General features: G+C 70.3%; 16 protein-coding genes. 11 read left to right on the top strand and 5 right to left on the bottom strand.

Annotated features, from left to right (window positions below):
• Positions 1 to 105: 105 nt before the first annotated feature.
• A complete protein-coding gene (locus CFK41_RS14445; RefSeq protein WP_096800301.1) occupies positions 106 to 1,446 on the bottom strand; it encodes an SLC13 family permease in 1,341 nt (446 codons plus the stop codon).
• 64 nt (positions 1,447 to 1,510) lie between these two features.
• Positions 1,511 to 2,884 (bottom strand): SAF domain-containing protein, encoded by a 1,374-nt coding sequence (locus CFK41_RS14450; protein ID WP_096800302.1) that lies wholly within the window; start codon positions 2,882 to 2,884, stop codon positions 1,511 to 1,513.
• Positions 2,885 to 3,064: 180 nt separating this feature from the next.
• Between CFK41_RS14450 and otnK the strand changes: the two genes are divergently transcribed.
• The 3 genes from otnK to CFK41_RS14465 are packed head-to-tail and all read left to right on the top strand — an operon-like array spanning position 3,065 to position 5,734.
• Positions 3,065 to 4,297, top strand: a complete 1,233-nt coding sequence (gene otnK, locus CFK41_RS14455) for a 3-oxo-tetronate kinase (protein WP_096800303.1) — start codon at positions 3,065 to 3,067, stop codon at positions 4,295 to 4,297.
• Complete coding sequence (locus CFK41_RS14460; protein ID WP_096800304.1) at positions 4,294 to 4,941, top strand: class II aldolase/adducin family protein; 648 nt, start codon at positions 4,294 to 4,296, stop codon at positions 4,939 to 4,941. Before otnK ends, CFK41_RS14460 begins: the two co-directional genes overlap by 4 nt.
• Before the next feature lie 16 nt (positions 4,942 to 4,957).
• A complete protein-coding gene (locus CFK41_RS14465; protein ID WP_096800305.1) occupies positions 4,958 to 5,734 on the top strand; it encodes a DeoR/GlpR family DNA-binding transcription regulator in 777 nt (258 codons plus the stop codon).
• A gap of 14 nt (positions 5,735 to 5,748) precedes the next feature.
• Here the strand turns inward: CFK41_RS14465 and CFK41_RS14470 are convergent, their stop codons facing one another.
• Complete coding sequence (locus CFK41_RS14470) at positions 5,749 to 6,564, bottom strand: 3-octaprenyl-4-hydroxybenzoate carboxy-lyase (protein WP_096800306.1); 816 nt, start codon at positions 6,562 to 6,564, stop codon at positions 5,749 to 5,751.
• A gap of 168 nt (positions 6,565 to 6,732) precedes the next feature.
• Between CFK41_RS14470 and CFK41_RS14475 the strand changes: the two genes are divergently transcribed.
• On the top strand, positions 6,733 to 8,220 hold the full coding sequence (locus tag CFK41_RS14475) for a C69 family dipeptidase (RefSeq protein ID WP_096800307.1): 1,488 nt from the start codon (positions 6,733 to 6,735) through the stop codon (positions 8,218 to 8,220).
• A 5-nt stretch (positions 8,221 to 8,225) separates the two neighbouring features.
• Positions 8,226 to 8,960 carry a DUF429 domain-containing protein gene (locus tag CFK41_RS14480; protein WP_227873098.1) on the top strand — a complete coding sequence of 245 codons (735 nt, stop codon included), beginning with the start codon at positions 8,226 to 8,228 and terminating at the stop codon, positions 8,958 to 8,960.
• Positions 8,961 to 8,973: 13 nt separating this feature from the next.
• On the opposite strand, the gene CFK41_RS14485 is transcribed toward CFK41_RS14480, so the two are convergent.
• Complete coding sequence (locus CFK41_RS14485) at positions 8,974 to 9,441, bottom strand: hypothetical protein (protein ID WP_096800309.1); 468 nt, start codon at positions 9,439 to 9,441, stop codon at positions 8,974 to 8,976.
• Positions 9,442 to 9,679: 238 nt separating this feature from the next.
• Here CFK41_RS14485 and CFK41_RS14490 point away from each other — a divergent pair, with 238 nt between their 5' ends.
• Complete coding sequence (locus CFK41_RS14490) at positions 9,680 to 9,952, top strand: C69 family dipeptidase (protein WP_227873099.1); 273 nt, start codon at positions 9,680 to 9,682, stop codon at positions 9,950 to 9,952.
• Between the two features lie 49 nt (positions 9,953 to 10,001).
• Here the strand turns inward: CFK41_RS14490 and CFK41_RS14495 are convergent, their stop codons facing one another.
• Entirely contained in the window at positions 10,002 to 11,174 is a 1,173-nt protein-coding gene (locus CFK41_RS14495) for an ROK family transcriptional regulator (protein WP_151904769.1), read from the bottom strand.
• Positions 11,175 to 11,360: 186 nt separating this feature from the next.
• On the opposite strand from CFK41_RS14495, the gene CFK41_RS17975 reads away from it, so the two are divergent.
• From CFK41_RS17975 to CFK41_RS14520, 5 genes are read left to right on the top strand one after another with little or no spacing between them, the layout of a single operon-like run.
• The gene (locus tag CFK41_RS17975) at positions 11,361 to 12,377 is read left to right on the top strand and encodes a Gfo/Idh/MocA family protein (protein ID WP_169928829.1); all 1,017 of its coding nucleotides are present in this window, start codon (positions 11,361 to 11,363) and stop codon (positions 12,375 to 12,377) included.
• A 15-nt stretch (positions 12,378 to 12,392) separates the two neighbouring features.
• Entirely contained in the window at positions 12,393 to 13,748 is a 1,356-nt protein-coding gene (locus tag CFK41_RS14505; protein ID WP_096800313.1) for an ABC transporter substrate-binding protein, read from the top strand.
• Positions 13,749 to 13,752: 4 nt separating this feature from the next.
• Positions 13,753 to 14,667 carry a carbohydrate ABC transporter permease gene (locus CFK41_RS14510; protein ID WP_096800314.1) on the top strand — a complete coding sequence of 305 codons (915 nt, stop codon included), beginning with the start codon at positions 13,753 to 13,755 and terminating at the stop codon, positions 14,665 to 14,667.
• The gene (locus tag CFK41_RS14515; RefSeq protein WP_096800315.1) at positions 14,664 to 15,554 is read left to right on the top strand and encodes a carbohydrate ABC transporter permease; all 891 of its coding nucleotides are present in this window, start codon (positions 14,664 to 14,666) and stop codon (positions 15,552 to 15,554) included. The genes CFK41_RS14510 and CFK41_RS14515 overlap by 4 nt, the downstream gene beginning before the upstream one ends.
• Positions 15,554 to 16,627 (top strand): ABC transporter ATP-binding protein, encoded by a 1,074-nt coding sequence (locus tag CFK41_RS14520; RefSeq protein WP_096800316.1) that lies wholly within the window; start codon positions 15,554 to 15,556, stop codon positions 16,625 to 16,627. The genes CFK41_RS14515 and CFK41_RS14520 overlap by 1 nt, the downstream gene beginning before the upstream one ends.
• Positions 16,628 to 16,775: the final 148 nt, after the last annotated feature.

Consider the following 16,775-nt stretch of genomic DNA (forward strand, 5'->3'; position numbering starts at 1 on the left):
TGGGTGCGCGCTCCCCTGCGGCAGGTGGGGGCGCGTCGAATGATCGGACGACGTGTTGCGCTCTCTCCCTGCAGCGACACAGACTTTCCGGCAGGGAGGCGGTCCTCAAGCCGCGATCATGAACGGCACCACCATCGTCGCCAGCGTCACCACCGGCCCGATGATCACCATCGACAGCCCCCACCGGGTGAGATTCCGGTTCACGCGCGCCCGGTGCTCCTCCACCGTCGAGGCGACGATCGTCGCGCCGGTGGTGCCGAAGGGGGCGCAGTCCACGAGGGAGGCGGAGATCGCGAGGGCATAGATGAACCCGGTCATCTCGAGCCCACCGCCGGGGACCAGCAGCGGCACGGCGAGCGGAACGAGCGCGCCGATGATGCCGATGGTGGAGGCGAAGGCGGAGACCAGCGCGGCGATCACGCAGATCACGAGCGCGGCGATCAGCGGGGAGCTGACGGAGCGCGCCGCTTCGCCGAGCTGGTCGATCGCGCCGAGCCGGGTCAGCACGCTTACGTAGGTGATGATCCCGCCCAGCAGCAGGATGGTGTTCCAGTCGATCCGCTTCATCGCCGACTTGCCGATCCTCGGATCGATCAGCGCGATCACGACGGCGATCACGAGGGCCACCACGCCGAGGTTGATGTCCACCTCGGCGAGAGTGAGCAGGAAGAACGAGATGATCAGCAGCGGGATCGAGACGAGCACCAGCAGCTGCATAGCGGTCAGGGACGTGCGCTCCGTCGTGGCCGGCGCATCGGTGCGGCGGTCCACGGCGATGCCGCCACCGGCACCGGCGCCGTCGGCACCTGCCGGGATGTCCCCGACCCGGCCTGCGGCGCGGGTGCGCTCGATGAGCTCACGGCCGCCGAACAGGAAGAAGGCGACGGCGACCACGAGCGCGTTGACCCCGATGGACAGGCCGAACATGAGGGCCGGGTTGTAGGGGATGTCCGAGGACCGCGCGACGGACATGACGGTGATGCCCACGATGCTCGTCGGTGCGAGCGCGCCGCCCACGATCGCAGAGCTCATCGCGATGCCCATCATCGTGGAGTTGATGCGGTGGCTGTGCGCGAGCGTCATCGCGATCGGCACCACCGCGAAGGCGGCGTGCGAGGTGCCCAGGCACGCGACGAGCGTCGCGATCGCCCAGAGCCCCCAGGGCAGCAGCGCCACCCGGTTGCCGATCAGGGCCAGGGAACGGTCCACGAGCCAGTCGATGGTGCCGGTCTCGTGGGCGAGCCCGAAGAGGTAGGTGATGCCCAGCAGGATGATCAGCGCATCGACGGGGAAGCCGCCGAGCACGTCATCGAGGCTCTCCTGGACCAGGAAGATCCCGACGATGAAGGAGAAGACGAGGGCGAGGGCACCCATGTGGACGTTGCGCAGGGCAGAGATCGCGAAGACGGCGACCAGCCCGATGAGGGCGATGATCTCGATGGTCATGCGGCACGCTCCGCGGTCTCGCAGGGACGGGACGTCCGCGGCATCCCCGGGGTGGTGTGGTGCGTCATCGCGTCACTCCTCGGTGGGTGGTGGTCAGGGTGCGGCCCTCGCGGTGGAGGTCGCGGGCGAGCAGGTCGATCCCGTCGACGTCGCTCTCACGGATCAGGTCACCGGCGGGGACGTCCCGCAGCAGGCGAGCCCCGTCGAGCAGGTAGTAGGCGGTCGCGTCGGCGGCGGCATCGAGCATGACCGGCGCGACGCCGTCGATCTCGTGGTGGTGGCCGCGCACGGCGAGCTCGGTGCCGGCGGCGAGGTCACGGACGGCCCGCGCCGCGAGCACGGTGCTCGCGTGGGGTGTCGGCGCAGGCCGGCGGTCGACGGCGGCGTGCACCGTCAGCGGGGTCTCCACGCCCATGTAGTGGTACGGCCAGTAGATGCAGGCATAGCGGCCGTCACGGCTGATCACGTGGCCCTTGCCGCGCAGGATCTCCCAGGTGGCGGGGTCGCCGGTGCGGACCACCGCGAACACTCCTCCGGCGAAGCTGGCCTCGCCGGGAAGGCGCAGGGCGCTGAACACGTCGACCGCGCCGTCGGTGGCGAGAATCCCGCCGTGCTCGCGGGCGGCGTAGATGTCCGCGAGCTCGTCGATGCGGGCGACGGGGTAGTGCATGGACTCGACGTCGGCGATCGTGCCCGTGCGCATGGCGACCACGGTCATCTCGCAGGAGTCCGCGGCGGCGGCGCGCTTGAGCGGCGCGACGACGTCGGCACGGGCGGCGAGAGTTCCGCGGGGGTCCTCGCCGAGCTCGAGAAGCTCCCGCAGGGCCGGGGCGTCGATGGTCTCCCCTGCCTGGGTGACGACGCCGGTTGCGGGGTCGAAGAGCAGGTCGTACTCGCCGGCCTTGCCGATCGCGACCACGTCGAGGCCCACGGCGGCGACCCAGTCGAGCAGGCGCAGCAGGTTCGCGGGCTGGTCCCCGTCGCCGGGGAGGTAGCTGAGGCCCGATGCCTGGGCGCGGGCATGCAGGGCCGCACCGACAACAGTGTCGACCTCCTTGCTCACCATCACCACGTGGGTGTCGTTCTCAAGCGCGGAGGCTGCATAGGCGGAGCCGTGGGGCACCTTGCCGCAGGCTTCGACGAGCACGTCGAGCGCGTCCCAGGCGATCGCCTCGATCCCGGCGACCAGGGCGATTCCCCCCTCGGCCACGATCTGAGCGGTGTGCTCTGCGGTCTCGGCGACGGTGGCGCGGTCCGCGAGGCCGAGGTCGCGGAGCATGGCCTGCACGCCGGCGGTGTCGGGGTCGACGAGAACCGCCGGCAGGATCTCCGGGGTGCACGCGAGCTGGGCGAGGAAGGTACGGCCGTAGCCGCCGTTGGCACCGGTGAGCGCGATGCGCAGGGGTGAGCGGTCCCGGTCGGGATGTGGAAGGAGCACCGTCGGCCCTCACTGTCGTCATGGGTGGATGGACTCGGACAACGATGACAGAGATTCCAGCTTTGTCAACTATCGCACCATCGATTCACACTGATTGGCCCAAGTGTGAGAGCATCAGCAGTGCTCGCCGCCGGACGTCGGCGGGCCGAGAGCACTCGAGGACAGCAGAGAGGGGACGCCATGCTCGGAGCAGTGGCGGACGACTTCACCGGCGCGACGGATCTGGCGATGATGCTGCGCGCCTCCGGCCACCGGGTGGTGGTCACTATCGAGGACGCTCAGCTCTCTCCCGAGCAGCGTGCGGGGGTGGACGCCGTGGTGGTCGCGCTGAAGACCCGCACCGCCCCGGTGGCGGACGCCGTCTCCCGCTCCCGCGCCGCGTTGGCGCGCCTGCAGAACTGGGGCGCGACGCGCTTCTACGTGAAGTACTGCTCCACCTTCGACTCCACCGACCGCGGCAACATCGGCCCCGTGCTCGATGCGGCCCGCGAGCTGCTGGGTGCCGAGCGCTGCGTGGTGGTCCCCTCCCTGCCGGCCAACGGCCGGCGCGTGCGCGAGGGTCTGCTGCACGTGCACGAACAGCTGCTCGAGGACTCCCCCATGCGGCACCATCCGCTCACCCCGATGACCCGCTCCTCCGTCGCGGAGCTGCTCGCCCCGCAGACCGCGCACGAGGTCGGGGAGATCCACCGGCCCACGCTCCTCGAGGGGGCGGACGCGCTGCGCGATGCCCTCGCCGCCGCCACCGCGCCGTACCTCGTCCTGGACACCGAGACGGACCAGGACCTGCGCACCATCGGCGCGGCGACGGCCGCGGACGTCCTCGTCTCCGGCGGCTCCGGGCTCGCACTCGGGATCCCGGGACCGACCGGCACCGTCGAGGACTGGCAGGCCCCGCCTCCGCGCCGGCGCGCGGTGCTGTGCGGATCGGTCTCCGCGCAGTCCCTCGCGCAGATCGCCCACGCCGCCCGTACCCAGCCCGTGCACGTGATCGAGCCTCGAGCCGCCGCTGCGGACCCGTCGGCCGCCGTCGCACGGATCCTGGAGTGGATCGACGCCCAGGACGACGCCGCGATCCCCGTCGTCTGCGCAGCCCGCACCCGCGAGGATGTCCTCTCTCCCGACGACTCCCTCGACCCTGCCGCGACCGTGGAGACGGTGATCGCCGACGTCGCAGCAGGACTCGTCAGCTCCGGCCGCTGCACCTCCCTGATCATCGCCGGGGGCGAGTCCAGCGGCGCCGTGGTGGGTGCCCTCGGCGCGACCGTCCTGCGGATCGGCCCGGAGATCGCCCCGGGCGTGTGCTGGTCCCTCGCCTCCGGCCCCGACGGCACACCGATCGCCCTCGCGCTGAAGAGCGGGAACTTCGGCGCCGAGGACATGTTCACCGCTGCGTGGGAGGTGCTGGCATGAGCATCGTCGACGAGCTGATCGCCGCGGGTCGCGCCCTGGTGGACGCCGGGCTCAGCCCCGGCACCTCCGGCAACATCTCCGCCCGGGACGACGACAGGATCCTCGTCTCCGGCACCGGCACCTCGCTGGGCGCTCTTCGCCCGGAGGACTTCGCGATCCTCGCCGCCGACGGCACCGTGCACGGCGGCGCGAAGGCGTCCAAGGAGACTCCGCTGCACGTGGGCTTCTACCAGCGGGATCCTGCGCACCACGCGGTGGTGCACGTCCACTCCCCGCAGGCGACCGCCTTCTCCTGCACCGCGCCGTGGAGCGAGGTGAGCGCCGTGCCGCCGTTGACCCCGTATTTCGTGATGCGCGTGGGTCGCGCTCCGCTCCTGCCGTATCGCATGCCGGGTTCACCGCAGCTCGGGACCGACGTGCTCGAGGAGCCGGGCACGTTCCGGGCGGCGCTGCTGGCGAACCACGGCTCCGTGGTGGCCGGGGCGAGCATCGCAGAGGCGGTGGAACGGGCCGTGGAGCTCGAGGAGGCGTGCCGCATCGCTCTGCTCACCGCCGGCACCGACCGGCGCGAGCTCAGCGCCGAGCAGGTCGCCGAACTGGCGCAACGCTGGAACAGCCCCTGGTCCGTCGCGACCGTACACTGACGCCGGAGGTGGGACCGTGGGAACTTCGCCCCTCATTCCTGAACAGCGTCGGCAGCAGATCCTCGATCTGCTGCGCACCGAGCCCGTCCTGAGCTACCGACAGCTCACAGAGCAGCTCGGCGTCAGCCACATGACGGTGCGCCGTGACGTCGCCGCGCTGGACGAGCAGGGCCGCGCCCGGGCCACCCAGGGCGGGGTCGCCGCCCTGGCCCGCCTGCTCGAGGAGCCGCCGCGGGCCGCGAAGGCCCAGGTGAACATGCCGGCCAAGGCGGCGATCGCCGCGGCCGCCGCCGCGATGGTCACCGATTCGATGACCCTCTACCTCGACGCGGGCACCACGGTGCAGGCGATGCGGCCGCTGCTGCAGGACCGACGAGAGCTCACCGTGGTCACCAACGACCTCGGCACCGCCGGAGCCTTCCTGGACCACCCGAGCGTGGACCTGATCTGCGTGGGCGGCCGAGTCGACGTCGCCAATCAGTCGATGATCGGCCGCCTCGCCGCCCTCACCCTCACCGAGCTGTCCCTGGACATCTCCTTCATCTCCTCGAGCTCCTGGGACGCCGGCCACGGCATCACCACCCCGATGGAGGCGAAGATCGACGCGAAGCGCGCTGCCATGGGCGCCGCCACGGAGTCCGTGCTGCTGGCGGACGCCGGGAAGTTCGGCCATTTCGCGAAGTACCGCGTGGCCCGTCTCGACGAGTTCGACGCGATCGTCACCGACGCCGCGCTCCCGGCTCCTGACGTCGGCGCCGTGCAGGCCCTGGGGCCGCGCGTCGTCGTGGCCTGAGCGGCACGGACCGCTCAGTCCTCCTCCAGCACGAACTCCCCCGACCCATCGGTGAACAGCGCCGTCTGCCCCGGACGCGCACCGCGCAGGAACCCGCACACGAAGGGGAAGCGTGCGCTGAACGTCCCGACGGAGATGACCTCGTGGTTGCTCGACTCGGCCATGTACTCCTCCGATTCGAGACCGGTGACCGAGTGGACCTCACCGCCGGTAAAGGTCACCCACCGCGGCGGGTGCTCGGCGTGCAGCGTCGAGAGGAAGACGGGCATCGTCTCGGGCAGTCCGCCGGCGGCGACCGTGCTCGCTCGCCGCACGTCCAGGAGCGCGTCGAGGCTCCCTGCAGCGCCCTGCAGCGAGTCCCATCCGTTCGCGGCGATGTGTCCCGCCTCGGCATCGGTGAGCAGCCGGAGGGTGCGGACGTGGCCGAGCACTTCCCCTACCTCGGAGCGCACATCGTCGAAGGCGGCGCCCCACCGGGATCCCGTCGCGAGGATCGCCGAGATCTCGGTGCCGTTCAGGAACGGCTCGCTGTTGCGCCACGGGGACCCCACCGGCGGCACACGGCGGTTGTTCGCGATGTCGTCGCAGACGATCCTCATCGCGACCAGGGCGGCGCCCTGCTGACCGTCGATCACCTCCACCGCGAGCTCGACCCGCTCGCCCGAGTCGGTGGGGATCCGCGACGCGCCCGCCGTGATCAGGGTGATGGGGCCATTCTCGGGATGCTTCTCGACGACCATGACGGTGCCGCCGATCCGGTCCTGGAGGACGATCGGCTCCGCGCCGAGGGCGTCGAAAACATGGTGCGGGAACGCATCGAGGTCTGGCATGGCGGGAGTATTGCAGACAGGTGTCGCCACCTGAGGTGGTCGGTCTCGATCCACCACACGATGGAACCGTCCCCCGTCGGCCCTCACGGGGCGCCCGGACCTCGCCCGCACGGCACGGGACTACCGTTGATCCCCTCCACCCGCCACCCTTCGAAGGAGCCCTCCCCCATGCCCTGCACCACCCTCCTCGTCGGCCGCCGCGCGAGCGCCGACGGCTCTCCCCTGGTCGCCCGCAATGAGGACTCCAGCGACGGGACCTTCGATCCCAAGCGGGTCGTGGTGGTGCAGCCGGCCGAGCAGCCCCGCACCTACACCTCTGTGATCGGCAAGCGCACGATCGCCCTGCCCGAGGAGCCGCTGCGCTACACCGCGATCCCGAACGCGCTGCCCGATGAGGGCATCTGGGGCTGCGCCGGGATCAACGCAGCCAACGTCGCCATGAGCGCCACGGAGACGATCACCAGCAACCCTCGCGTGCTCGGCGCGGACCCGCTCGTGGAGCACGACCCGGCCACAGGCGCGCCCGGCGGGTTCGGCGAGGAGGACTTCGTGACGCTGGTCCTGCCCTACATCCGCTCCGCCCGCGAGGGGGTGGAGCGGCTCGGCGCGTTGCTCGCGGAGCACGGCACCTACGAGATGAACGGGATCGCGTTCAGCGACGAGCAGGACATCTGGTGGCTGGAGACGGTGGGCGGGCACCACTGGATCGCGCGACGCGTCCCGGAGGACCACTACGTGACGATGCCGAACCAGCTGGGCATCGACTCCTTCGACCTCGACGACGCGGAGGGGCCGGGCCGCGACCACCTGGCGAGCCCGGACCTGCGGGAGTTCCTCGCCACCCACCACCTGGACCTCACCCGGCGCACGGGCGACGACTCCCCCGCCGTGTTCAACCCCCGCGAGACGTTCGGTTCCCACACCGACGCCGACCACGTCTACAACACGCCCCGCGCCTGGTCCATGCAGCGCACCCTGAACCCCACGAGCGAGGACTGGGACGCGGGACTGCCCGGGGCGAGCCCGGACTCGGACTCTCTCCCGTGGAGCCGGCGGCCCGAGCGCCTCCTCACCATCGAGGACGTCAAGGACGTGCTCAGCTCCCACTACCAGGGCACCGTCTACGACCCGTACTCCGCCCGCGGCACCGCTGCCGAGCGCAGGGCGTTCCGCCCCATCGGCATCAACCGCCACAACGCGCTCGCGATCCTGCAGATCCGCCCGGACCTTCCGGAGTCCCATCGCGCGCTGCAGTGGATCGCCTACGCCTCGCTCCCGTTCACCACGCTGATCCCGATGTTCACGAACGTCGAGGACGCGCCCGCCTACCTCACGACCACCGGGGCGAGCGTCAGCACGGACAGCTTCTACTGGACCTCACGCATGATCGCGGCCCTCGCGGATGCGCACCACGCCCAGATCATCCCCGCGATCGAGCGCTACCAGCAGCGCACCCTGGCCCTCGGTCACGCGGCCGTGCACGCGGCGACCGCGGCGGCGTCGTCGGCCGACGACGCTGCGGTGCCGGGCCTGCTCGCCGAGGCGAACACGGCGATCGCCGAGCAGATCCGCACCGCGACGGAGGCGCTGCTCGGCGAGGTGCTCGCGACCGCGAGCAATCACATGACGAACCGGTTCTCGCGGTCGGACGGGTGAGAACAGTGACCCCTCGGCTCATCGCCGGCATCGATCTCGCGGCGGACCCGCGCAGGACGGGTCTCGCAGTGCTTCGCGAGGAGGACGATGCCGTCCGCATCGTCGATGTCCACGTGGGGGCGAGCGATGATGACGTGCTCGCGGCGATCCTCCCCGCGCAGAAAGCCGGTGTGGACGTGCCCTTCGGATGGCCGCGCCGTTTCGTCGACCTGGTCGCCGGGCACCAGGCGGGCGATCTCGAGCCCCCTTTGAACACCGGACCGGATTGGCGTCGGAGCGTGCTCTATCGGGAGACGGATCTCGAGGTGCACCGGCGGGTGGGCAAGACGCCGCTCAGCGTCGCCGCGGACAAGATCGCCTACCCCGCCATCCGCTGGGCGGCGATCGCCTCGCGCCTTCGCGAGCAGGACATCCCCACCCCGCTCGACGGCAGCGGGGTGGCCTGCGAGGTCTACCCGGGCGCGGCGCTGGCCGCCTGGGGATTCGGAGCCCAGCGCTACAAGAAGGCGGCCGGAGCTCAGGTGCGCGGCGAGCTCGTCGAGGCGCTCGGTGCCCGGTGGCCGTGGCTGGACTGGGCAGGGCACCAGGGCGTGTGCGCGGCGTCGGACGATGCACTGGACGCCGTGATCGCCGCGGTGGTCGCCCGGGAGGTGTTCCTCGGCAGGGCGATCGCTCCGCGGGCGGAACTCGCCGCCTCCGCAGCCGACGAAGGATGGATCTGGCTGCCCACACCGGAGTGAGAGTGCTTGCCGATCAGCCGCCCACGACTCCCATGATCCCCGCGACGAGCACCACGACGGCGGCGACCGCCATCACGGGGGCCCAGTACTGCATGGGCAGGAAGAACAGGGTGTGCACGTCGAGCGAGCGCCGGGCCTGCTGGTACTCGTTCTCGAGGAGCTCATCCGCCTGGGTCTGCGCCTCCTCGAGGGAGGTGGGCGGGGGCTGACCGGCCCCCAGGAGGAACCGGCCCGAGTCGACGAGCTCGTCCAGCTGCTTCTGGCGCTCCGCGTACCAGGCGTCGATCTTCTTCTGCGGGCGCGTCTGGTTCAGCGCCTGCCCCGTGAACCAGGTGGCCGCGGCGGCGGCGAAGAGCCCCACGGCGGCCGTGAACGGCAGCGCCGACTCCGGCACGAGCGTGCTCGCCACGCCCGCGCAGAGGATCAGGGCCAGAACCACATACGCGGCGGCCAGGCCGCCCCACCCCCGAAAGATCACCATGCGGGAAGCATATCGGGCACGCACTGCGACGCCACCGGCGTCACCGCGAACACCTCGTCGAGCAGCCGCCTCACCCGAGCGCCCCGGTGCAGAACCGGACCGGCGGGCTTTCACCCAGCGTCGGGGACCAGTTCGACGCTGACGATCAGGCTCGGTTCCTGTCCGTAGAAGGTGCCCGGCAGTGTCCAGGCGGTGTGCTCGGCCCCGGTCTCCTCGTGGGTGGCGGTGCATCGGACCGGTGCGAGCTGCTCGAAGTCCAGAGCGCTCCCGCGCCTGGCCCATGCAGCGCATGCTGAACCCCACGAGCGAGGATGGGGACGCGGGTCTGCCCGGGGAGAGCCCGGACTCGGACGATCTCCCGTGGAGCCGGCGATCCGAGCGCCTCCTCACGATCGAGGACGTCACGGACGTGCTCAGCTCCCACCACCAGGGCACCGTCTACGACCCGCTCTCCGCCCACGGCATCGCGGTGGAGCTCGCGCAGACCGTGGTCGAGCTGCTCACGGGCTGAGCGAGCGACGGCTGAGCGCACGGCGCGTCGACGTCGGCAGGTCGCGCCGTCACCGATCCACGTCCAACGAGAACGTCGCCGACAGCAGCAATCCGGCCGCGCCGAGCAGGGTCGAACGATCGTCGTCCGCTACGGCGGTGACCAGAGGGAGTGCGCGACGCCGGTTGAGCATCCCGTCGAGCTCCCCGGCGAGGATCTCCTCGACGCGGCGCCCGCCGTGGCCGACATCCCCGTGGACGAGATACCGCTGGAGGCCCAGCACCTGCTCGAGATCGGCGATCCCCTGCGCGATGTTCCGCAGGTACCGGTGCAGCAGCACCTTCGCCGCGGGGACCTTCTCCGCCAGCGCGATCAGCTCCGCGCAGGTCATCCCCCGCGCCCCGTCGAGACCTCCACGCTCGGCCTCCCGGCGCAGCCAGGGCAGCGTCGCGATCGTCTCCCAGCAGCCGATCCGGCCGCATACGCAGCGCTCACCGCCGGCATCCACGACCATATGGCCCACCTCGCCGCCGCCTCCGCGGTCCCCGCGCAGCACACGCCCGCGATGGACCATCCCCGCACCGAGCACCTCGCCGGTGTGGAGCGAGACGAAGCCTGCCAGTTCGCGCCCTTCACCGAACCACAGGTCGCCGATCGCCTGCACCCGTGGATGGTGGTCGACCACCACGGGCACGCCGAGCTTCTCCTGGAGCTCCGGACCGATGGCCATCCCGGTCAGTCCCGGGGCCCGGTAGATCTCGAGGATCACGCCGGCCTCGGTGTCGACCATGCCGGCGGCGGCGACGCCGACGCCCATCAGGGCCGTGCCTGCGAAGAAGTCACCGCAGGCTGAGAGGACACCTTCGGCGACATGCTCCCTCGCAAGTGGAACGCGGACTTCGCGCACCACCTCGCCGTCCATGCGCAGCACCGCACAGTGCACGCCGTCCCCGGAGACGTACACCCCTCCGAGCATCACCGCGTCGCTGAACCACAGGGGCCGCGCCGGCTTTCCCGCACGCCCGCCTCCGCGGCGGGCGGCGGGCTGCACCGGCTCCTGCTCGACGAGCAGTCCGGCGTCGAGAACGGGCTGGACGATGGTGGTGACGGTGGCCCTGCTGACGCCGAGCGCTGCGGCGAGCCCGGCGCGGCTCTGAGGGCCGTCGCGATGCAGGATCCGGATCAGCCGGGAGCGGTTCGCGGCGCCGAGATCGGCGGCGGTGAGCACCGACGCATCACTCATCGCCACCCCTCCCTCCGCTCCCGACACTGCCCTGACGCACTCGACACCATTCCATCATCCTCAGCTGCTCCGATCAGCGCTCGGTCACGAACAGGTCTCGCCATGAGACCGGTCTGGACGAAGGCCGACTTAGTTTGTAGTGTCCTCCAACATATTCTACAGCTCGAGTACAGAGGAGTACTGCACATGGGGGCTCCCCAGATCGCGATCATCGGCGGCGGCATCCGCGGCCGGATCTTCGCCGAGACCACGCATCACCACCCGAGCGCCGAGCTGGTCGCGATCTGCGAGCCGAACCCCGCTCGCGCCGCCCAGCTCGGCGGAGAGCTCGGGGTGCCCACCTTCGAGTCGATCGACGCTCTGCTCGACAGCGGTGCCGAGCTCGACGCCGTGGTCGTCGCCACCCCCGACTTCGCCCACGAGGGGCCGGCCGTCGCCGCTCTCGAGGCAGGAGTCGATCTGCTCGTCGAGAAGCCGCTGGCCACCACCTCCGAGGAGGCGCAGCGGATCATCGCGGCCGCCGAGCGCGGCGGCGGCCGGATCGTCGTCGGTTTCGAGAATCGCTGGAACCCGCTGTTCCGCACCGTGCGCGAGCAGCTCCGAGAGAGCGGCAACGCGCTCGTCTCCCAGCGCGCTCTGCTGCAGGACACGATCCACGTGCCCACCGAGATGCTCGGCTGGGCGGCGCTGTCCAGCCCCGCCTGGTTCCTCATGCCGCACTCGCTGGATATGGCGACCTGGCTGTCCGGCGCGGAGCCCGTCGAGGTGTACGCGCGGGGTGTCCGGCGCGTGCTGCCCGCCCTCGGCGTGGACACCTGGGACCGGATCTCGGCGAGCTTCGCGATGTCCGACGGATCGATACTCGACCTCGACAGCGGCTGGGTGCAGCCGCTGGGGAAGCCCTCCGTGTTCGAGTTCCGCTTCGAGATCGAGACGACGCAGGAGGCCTTCGTCCTCGACATCGACGCCAGTGGCGCCCGACGCACCACCTCGGAGCGCACCACCACCGTCGGCTCCCCGAGCCACGACCACCGCGGGCGCCCCGTCGGCGTCGCCGCAGACATGATGCGCGACTTCCTCGACGCCGTCGGGGGCGCCGATCTCGACCTCCCCGGCGCCGCGCACGGCTTGCTCATCACCCGCGCCATCGAAGCCGTCCACCGGTCATTGGAGACCGGTGCCGTCCAGCCGATCACCTCCTGAAGGGAACCGATCCAGATGTCACGCACCACCAGTCTCACCACCCGCCGCAGCGTGCTCGGGGCAGGGGCCGCCGTCGGCGCTCTCGGCCTCGCCTCCTGCGTCCCTCCGGACTCCGAGCGCGCCGCCGGGAACGGCGGAGGTGCCGGGGACGACGGCGCCGGCAGCGCTCTGGCGCCCGACGACACCTCCCTCGAGGGCACGGAGATCTCGATCCTCGACGACAACACCAACCTGGTGTTCAAGGAGGGGCTCATCGAGACGTTCCAGGAGGAGACCGGCATCGTGGTGAAGAACTACGAGATGGCCAACTTCAACGACCTCCACGACCGCTTCGCCACCGCTTTCGCCGCTCAGGACGCCTCGATCGACGTGGTCATGACCTGGGCCGGTTGGTCCGCCGAGTTCGGCCAGGCCGGGTGGCTGCAGGAGCTCGCCCCCGAAGCGATCCCCGAGGACCTCATCCGCCCTGCGCTGGATGCCGTCTCCTGGGACTCGAAGGTCTTCGGCCTGCCGAAGTTCGCGAGCGTCCAGACGATGTTCTGGAACAAGGAGCACTACGCAGCGGCCGGCCTGGACCCCGACACCGTCCCCGAGAACTGGGACGAGTTCGTCGAGGCGGCCAAGGCCACCACCGTCGACGGCCGCTACGGCTACTGCTGCGACATCGGCAACCCGGCCGGGGCGTACCAGAACTTCCTGCGCTCCCTGCTGCTGGCCGGCGGAGAGCTGTACGACGAGGACTGGACCCCGCAGCTGGACAGCGAAGCCGGTGTCGAGGGGCTGACGAAGATGGTCGAGCTGCTGCACCTGCACAAGGTGATGGACCCGGCCTCGCTGCAGATCACCAACGCCTCGGACCTCATCGAGGTGTTCTCCCAGGGCCGTACCTCCGCGGTGTTCAACTGGCCCTTCCAGTGGGCGTCGGCCACCGCCGAGGGGGCCGCGACGTCAGCGGAGACCACCGGGAACGGGCTGATCCCGGGGATCACGGTCCGCTCGGCCTCCATCGACGGCTCCGAGGGCTACGCGGTCAGCAGCTTCTCCCAGAACAAGCAGGCCGCGCTGAAGTGGCTCCAGTTCGCCTCCGGAGCCACCGCGCAGAAGCAGATCGTGGAGAAGGAGGGCTGGTTCCCCGTCTCGCAGACCACCCTCGAGGATCCCGCGACCGTCGAGGCGCTGCCGGTGGTGACCACCTATGAGCAGGCCACGGAGTACGCGGTCCAGCGTTATGGCACCCCCTGGTCCAACGAGCTCGACCAGCTGCTGTCCGTGCAGGTCTTCCGTGCCATGAACCAGGAGGCGGAACCGGCCGAGGCGCTGAAGGCCGCCCAGGAGGAGCTCCTCCCGATCGTCGACAAGTACATGGGCTGACCGCATGACGCGACGCAAGCTCACGGCCGGGGAGCGCGGGGACCGCAGGTTCGCGGTCCTCGCGGCCTCCCCCGCCGTCCTCACCATCGGAGCGCTGTTCCTCTATCCGCTGCTGTACGCGGTGATGCTCTCGCTCTACCAGATGAACGACAAGATGCCCGGCTCCACGCAGTTCGTGGGGCTGTGGAACTACGCGCAGCTCGTCGGCGACGACAACTTCCGCGAGGCCATGGGGCGCACCTTCGTGTTCTCGCTGTTCACCGTGTTCGGCGGAGTCGCTCTCGCGGTCGGCATCGCCCGACTGCTTCAGCACCCGTTCCGCGGGAGGAACATCGCGCGGGTGCTCCTGCTGGTGCCGTGGGCGGTGCCTCCCGTCGTCAACGGCATCATGTGGAAGCTCGTGTTCGACGGCACCTACGGAGTCGCCAACGCGGCGCTCACGGGCATCGGGATCATCGATGGTCCCATCCAATGGCTCGCAGATCCCCAGCTCGTGATGGGCGTCCTGATCTTCTCCGAGGTCTGGAAGCTCACGCCCTTCCTGGCCCTCATGACCATCGCCTCGATGCAGGCGATCCCCTCGAACATCTACCGCGCCGCAGCCATCGACGGCGCCGGCGGGTGGGCCCAGTTCTGGAAGGTCACCCTTCCCAATCTCCGCGGCACCCTGATGTTCCTGTTCATCGTGCAGTCGATGTGGTCGATCAAGGTGTTCGACACCATCTACGTGCTCACCGGAGGATCGGGCGGCCCGGCCGAGGCGACCACCACCATCAACTTCCTCGCCTATCTCACCACCTTCAGCTACCTGGATCGCGGGTACGGTGCCGCGATGTCGATCTCCATCATGGGGCTCGTCATCGTGGTGACGATCTTCTGGATCCTGGTGCTGGGCCGACGGAAGGACAAGGCCTCATGACCGCCGCCACGACCTCCCGCTCCGGGCAGGCCGCTCGCCCCGCGCGCGCCGCCGGCCCCCGACGGCGCGGCCTCGCCGGGACCGTCGTCCACCGCGCGCTGGTGGTGCTGCTGATCCTCTACCTGACCGTCCCCTTCGGCTGGATGGTGATCTACAGCGTCTTCCCGGCGAGCAACCTGCGCTCCGAGCGCATGGACCTCTCCCCCGGTGATCTCACGTTCGACAGCTACGCGGCGCTGCTGTCCGACAGCTCCTTCGTCACCCCGATCCGCAACTCCCTGATCGTCGCCGCGGCGACCACGCTCATCTGCATGGCGCTCGGGTCGCTGTGCGCGTACGTCTTCGCCCGCTTCCGCTTCCGCGGGCAGCAGACCCTGCTGCTGGGGATGATGGCTGTGCAGGCGATCCCCGCCGTGGTGCTCGCCGTGCCGCTGTTCGTGCTGCTGCGCGCTTTCGGCCTCTACGACTCGCTGCTCGGCATGATCCTCACCTACACCGCGTTCATCCTGCCGCTGGTGATCTGGATGATGGTCAGCTTCTTCGAGTCCATCCCGGTGAACCTCGAGAAGGCGGCCCGAGTCGACGGCTGCACCCGCCTGGGCATCGTCCGGCGCGTGGTGCTGCCTCTGTCCGGACCGGGCATCGCCGCGACCTCGATCTTCGCGTTCATCACCGCATGGAGCGACTTCTTCCTCGCGAAGGTCCTCACCTCGAACAACACACCGCTTCTCCCCGTCCGCACCGCCGCCTTCCAGGGCCTGTTCGCGATGGACTACACGGCGGCCGCGACCGCCGGTGTGATCACCGCGCTGCCCGTCCTGGTCCTGGCGCTCGTCGCGCAGAAGTGGATCGTCCAAGGAATCACCGAAGGAGCAGTGAAGGGCTGATGGCCGAGATCCAGTTGCAGGGAGTCAGCAAGAAGTACTCCCCCAAGGACGACCGCTACGCGGTCGAACACCTGACGTACACCATCCCCGACGGCAGCTTCGTCTCGTTGCTGGGCCCCTCGGGCTGCGGGAAGTCCACGACGCTCAACATGATCGCCGGCCTCGAGTCCGTCACCGACGGATCGATCGTGGTCGACGGGAGAGCCGTCGAGGATCTCGAGCCGCACAAGCGCGACCTCGCCTTCGTGTTCCAGGACTACGCCCTGTACCCGCACCTCTCGGTCGCGGACAACATCGCCTTCGGCCTGAAGATGCGCAAGCTGCCCAAGGCCGAGATCGCGCAGAGAGTGCTCGAGGCGGCGACGAAGCTCGAGCTCGAGGATCACCTGGGCCGCCGACCCAAGGCCCTCTCCGGAGGGCAGCGCCAGCGGGTGGCGCTCGCACGGGCGATCGCCCGGCGCCCCGGTGTGCTGCTCTTCGACGAGCCGCTGTCGAACCTCGATGCGCTGCTGCGGGACAAGACCCGCGCCGAGCTCAAGCTCCTGCACGCGGACATCGGCGCGACCAGCGTCTATGTCACGCACGACCAGGAGGAGGCGATGAGCCTGTCGGACTTCATCGCGGTGATGAGCGCCGGCCGCCTCGAGCAGTACGGCACCCCGACCGAGATCTACCGGACCCCGGCGACGGAGTTCGTCGCCGGATTCGTCGGCAAGCCGCGGATGAACATCTTCGACGCATCGGTCGTCGGACCTCATCGGGTGCGCCTCGAGGGCACCTCGCTCGAGGTCGACGTCACCGAGGCGGATCTCGGAGACCACACCTCCGTGCGGCTGGGGCTGCGCCCGACGGAGTGCACGCTCGCCCCCGGCACGGAGGACGCCCACGACGGCACGATCCTCGTGGTCGAGCCGCTCGGCAACGCGACCGACATCATGCTGCGGATCGGAGACGGGGTGTTCATCGTGCGCGAGCCCGGGTTCTCCTCGCACAGCCCGGGGGACCACGTGACTCTGGATGCGCGCGGCGCGGAGCCGCACGTGTTCGACGCAGGGACGCATCTGCGGCTGTGACGTGGTGCTCCGCGGGGCGCTGGCGCGCGCCGAGCACCTCGCTGCAGAACCGCAGCGCCTCGCCGACGCCGTCGGGCTCGATGACCAGGCGCTGCCGGCCGGGGAGCGTCCGGCAGCGTCGTGATGCCCCACGCCGTCGTCCACGAGC

The sequence above is a fragment of the Brachybacterium ginsengisoli genome, assembly GCF_002407065.1.
Lineage (GTDB): Bacteria > Actinomycetota > Actinomycetes > Actinomycetales > Dermabacteraceae > Brachybacterium > Brachybacterium ginsengisoli.

Bases quoted from the DNA above. Each gene is read 5' to 3' on its own strand.
- CFK41_RS14445 (WP_096800301.1), bottom strand. From the start codon at position 1,446: ATGACCATCGAGATCATCGCCCTCATCGGGCTGGTCGCCGTCTTCGCG.
- otnK (WP_096800303.1), top strand. From the start codon at position 3,065: ATGCTCGGAGCAGTGGCGGACGACTTCACCGGCGCGACGGATCTGGCG.
- CFK41_RS14460 (WP_096800304.1), top strand. From the start codon at position 4,294: ATGAGCATCGTCGACGAGCTGATCGCCGCGGGTCGCGCCCTGGTGGAC.
- CFK41_RS14470 (WP_096800306.1), bottom strand. From the start codon at position 6,564: ATGCCAGACCTCGATGCGTTCCCGCACCATGTTTTCGACGCCCTCGGC.
- CFK41_RS14475 (WP_096800307.1), top strand. From the start codon at position 6,733: ATGCCCTGCACCACCCTCCTCGTCGGCCGCCGCGCGAGCGCCGACGGC.
- CFK41_RS14485 (WP_096800309.1), bottom strand. From the start codon at position 9,441: ATGGTGATCTTTCGGGGGTGGGGCGGCCTGGCCGCCGCGTATGTGGTT.
- CFK41_RS14495 (WP_151904769.1), bottom strand. From the start codon at position 11,174: ATGAGTGATGCGTCGGTGCTCACCGCCGCCGATCTCGGCGCCGCGAAC.
- CFK41_RS17975 (WP_169928829.1), top strand. From the start codon at position 11,361: ATGGGGGCTCCCCAGATCGCGATCATCGGCGGCGGCATCCGCGGCCGG.
- CFK41_RS14505 (WP_096800313.1), top strand. From the start codon at position 12,393: ATGTCACGCACCACCAGTCTCACCACCCGCCGCAGCGTGCTCGGGGCA.
- CFK41_RS14510 (WP_096800314.1), top strand. From the start codon at position 13,753: ATGACGCGACGCAAGCTCACGGCCGGGGAGCGCGGGGACCGCAGGTTC.
- CFK41_RS14515 (WP_096800315.1), top strand. From the start codon at position 14,664: ATGACCGCCGCCACGACCTCCCGCTCCGGGCAGGCCGCTCGCCCCGCG.
- CFK41_RS14520 (WP_096800316.1), top strand. From the start codon at position 15,554: ATGGCCGAGATCCAGTTGCAGGGAGTCAGCAAGAAGTACTCCCCCAAG.